At 70.1% G+C, this 3,079-nt stretch carries 4 protein-coding genes and 1 pseudogene; 2 read left to right on the top strand and 3 right to left on the bottom strand.

All coding sequences use genetic code 11. The annotated features are described in order from the left end of the window. Positions 1-567, top strand: a pseudogene (locus ACFFNX_RS46365) (MFS transporter); the annotation flags it as partial. A gap of 5 nt (positions 568-572) precedes the next feature. Here the strand turns inward: ACFFNX_RS46365 and ACFFNX_RS46360 are convergent. Then, positions 573-959, bottom strand: a complete 387-nt coding sequence (locus ACFFNX_RS46360) for a cold-shock protein (protein ID WP_285568473.1) — start codon at positions 957-959, stop codon at positions 573-575. 45 nt (positions 960-1,004) lie between these two features. After that, on the bottom strand, positions 1,005-1,628 hold the full coding sequence (locus tag ACFFNX_RS46355) for an HAD family hydrolase (protein WP_378212731.1): 624 nt from the start codon (positions 1,626-1,628) through the stop codon (positions 1,005-1,007). 242 nt (positions 1,629-1,870) lie between these two features. Between ACFFNX_RS46355 and ACFFNX_RS46350 the strand changes: the two genes are divergently transcribed. After that, complete coding sequence (locus tag ACFFNX_RS46350) at positions 1,871-2,317, top strand: hypothetical protein (RefSeq protein ID WP_378212730.1); 447 nt, start codon at positions 1,871-1,873, stop codon at positions 2,315-2,317. A 67-nt stretch (positions 2,318-2,384) separates the two neighbouring features. On the opposite strand, the gene ACFFNX_RS46345 is transcribed toward ACFFNX_RS46350, so the two are convergent. Continuing rightward, a partial coding sequence (locus ACFFNX_RS46345) for a quinone oxidoreductase family protein (RefSeq protein ID WP_378212729.1) occupies positions 2,385-3,079 on the bottom strand: 695 nt, incomplete at its 5' end.

Below are 3,079 nucleotides of genomic sequence, written 5' to 3'. Positions count from 1 at the left end.
TTCCTGATCCTTTACCTGGCGTTCCTGCTGCGCACCAAGGAGTTCGTCCACCCGGTCTCGCCCAACATCGCGCTCGGCATGCTGGCCGCCGCGGCCGGCGCCGGCGGGCTCGTGGGCACGGCCATGGGCGCGCTGCTCAAGGCGCGCGCGCCGGTGGGCATCGTGCTCAGCACGCTCGCGTTCGCGACGGTGACGGCCGCGGTGTGCGCGGTGTTCTTCGGCCTCGTGGCGGCGCTCGTGGTCGCGTTCGTGGGCGCGCTCGGGCAGTCGCTCGGCAAGCTCAGCCTCGACGCCATCGTTCAGCGCGAGATCGGCGAGGAGGTCCGTTCCTCCACGTTCGCCGTGTCGGAGACGATCCACCAGCTCGTCTGGGTGCTCGGCGGCCTGGCCGGCCTGGGCATGTCGATCATCGCCTCGAACGGCCACATCGCCCTGGCGATCGTCGCCGCCGCCCTGGCCACCACGCTGGTCATGCTCATCTACCGGCGGGCGGCCCGCCGCGCCGCGCGCCGCCGCGGAGGCGACCGTACGGAGGGCGAGCCGACCGTGGCCGACACCGCGGCCTGAGGGGCCTACTGCTGGTCGAAGTCGTCGGCGACCGCGCGCAGCACCTCGCCGATCTTCTTGGCCATCTTGCCGTCCGGGTGCTTGCCCCGGCGGTAGGTGGTGGAGACCCCCTCGAGCAGCTTGATGAGGTCCTCGACCAGGATGACCATCTCGTCGGGCTTCTTGCGCTTGGACTTGACGACCGACGGCGGCGCGTCGATGGTGCGTACGCTCAGCGCCTGCTGGCCCTTGCGACCCTCGACGACCCCGAACTCCACACGCTGACCGGGTTTGAGCGAGTCGACCCCCGCGGGCAGCGCGGAGGAATGCACGAAGACCTCACCGCCGTCGTCACGGGTGAGAAAGCCGAACCCCTTGTCGGCGTTGTACCACTTGACCTTGCCACTGGGCACAGGTGACCTCGTTGCTAGCTCTTGTCCGGACAGGCCATATCAAGGTTATTGCCTCGACGAGGGGCCTGGGTTGATCAGTTCGGTCAAAGTCTCCGGGAAAACCCGCAAATCGGGCAACACGATATCGGCTCCGTACGCCAGAAGCGCCTCCGCGTCGTACGGGCCGGTGGCGACGGCCACGCTGCGCGCTCCGGCCGCCCGGGCCGCGTCGACGTCGGCGACGTGATCGCCCACGTACGCGGTCGCACCGAAACGGCTCAGTGCCGTTCCCTTGGCGGTACTGAAGAGTCCCCCCGCCACGTCGTCCACGTTCAGGCCGAGGGCCCGTACGGTCGCCTCGGCGTGCACCTGGTTCTTGGCGGTGACCACGATGACGCGTCCGCCGCACGCCTTCACCGCGTCGACGGCCTCGGCGGCGCCGGGCATGGTCACCGTCGCGGGCACCGCGAGGTCGCCGTAGAAGCCGCGGTAGATCGTGGCCATCTCGTCCACGCGCTCGGCGGGGAACCAGTTCGCCAGCTCCATCTCCAGCGGCGGCCCGAGCCGGGACACGACGGCGGCGGTGTCGATGGGGACGCCGGTGCGCTCGGAGAGCGCGACGAAGGCGGCGGCGATACCCTTCCGGGTGTCGGCGAGAGTCAGGTCCAGGTCGAAGCCCACAGAGATCACGGGCCCCAGGGTACGTACGGCCCCGGGGACCGCGTGCCCGCGCCCTCCCGGCAGTGGCGATGCGACGGGATCCGAGTGGGAGGGCGCGGAGTCTGCGCGAAATCTGGATCTATGGATTTCGTCACCGGCGGAACTCGCATTAGAGCGAGCCCGAAACAACGGTTAACGCGATGCGGATATACCCAGTGCCGATCATCCAAACCACGTCACCGGCAGATCGCTCCCCCGAGTAGGAAATGCATATGACGAAAAGGCGGGAAGAGTCAGAAAAGGCGGCTAAGGCCGACGGCGAGGAGTCCGGCACCGCCGGGAGAACAGATCCGACGGCCCGGACGGAGCCCGCGACCACCGCACACCGGGGACCGGGACGCCGAGCCCGCGACGGCGAACCCCTGCGTACGGGCGTGCGCCGCGTCTCCGCCACGGCGGCCGACGCCGTCCGGATCCTCGCAATGATCATTTGCGTGCTTCTCGCCCTGCACATCGCGTTCGCGGTGTTCTCCGCGAATCCCGACAACTCGATCGTCCGAACGGTGAACGACTGGGCGGACTGGTTCGCATGGCGATTCCGCGACATGTTCGTCCCCAAGGACGAACGTGTGGAGGTCCTCGTCAACTACGGAATCGCCGCCGTCGTGTACCTCATCGTGGGCCGCGTGGCGGCAGGCCTGATCCGCCGCATCCGCTGAGCGAGAGGTGACGGCCCGGCAGACCGTCGTCCGGCCGCGCCGTCGGTCTCGGTGGGCGGGAGGCGGATCAAGGTTTCGCGACCTCGAGTACCAGCTTGCCGGTGGTCGCCCCCGACTCGATGCGGCGGTGGGCCTCGGCCGCTCTCTCCAGCGGCAGCGTCTCCACCCGTACCCGCAGATCGCCCTTTGCCGCGGCCTCCACCGCGCGGCGCAGTGCCCGGCCCGTCTCCTCCGGGAAGGCGCCGGAGAACGCCGCCAGGTTGAAGCCGGAGACGGTCTTGTTGGTGAACCACAGTTCGTTGGCCGGGACGCCGACGTCCTCGGCTCCCGAGGCATTGCCCATCACCACCAGGCGTCCCATCGGTGCCAGTCGTTCCAGGCTGGCCCGGCGAGTGGGGCCGCCGACCATGTCGACCACGATGTCGAACTCGCCGGCGCCGGTGAGCCGGTCGCGCAGGATGACCTCGTCGTAGCCGAAGCCCCTGGCCGTCTCGACCTTGGCCTCGCCGCCGACCGTGCCCACCACGCGGCCCGCGCCCAGCAGATGGGCGGCCTGGCCCAGCTGGCTGCCCACGCCCCCGGCCGCGGCGTGGACCAGGACGCTCTGGCCGGGCTCGATACGCGCCACCCGGTCGAGCACCAGGAGGGCGGTGGTGCTGTTGGACGGCAGCGCCGCGGCGGTGGCGGGCTCGACGTCCAGGCCGTCCAGTGGGGCGACCAGGGCGGCGGAGGTGACCACGACCTCGGCGTAGCCGCCGCTGT

It is taken from the genome of Actinoallomurus acaciae (genome assembly GCF_042429965.1).
Classification (GTDB): Bacteria; Actinomycetota; Actinomycetes; order Streptosporangiales; family Streptosporangiaceae; genus Actinoallomurus; species Actinoallomurus acaciae.
The sequence above is the reverse complement of the archived record's forward strand: the minus strand, read 5'-3'. Positions and strand labels throughout refer to the sequence as shown.

Coding starts and splice junctions, on each gene's coding strand:
- ACFFNX_RS46350 (WP_378212730.1), top strand. CDS start 1,871: ATGACGAAAAGGCGGGAAGAGTCAGAAAAGGCGGCTAAGGCCGACGGC.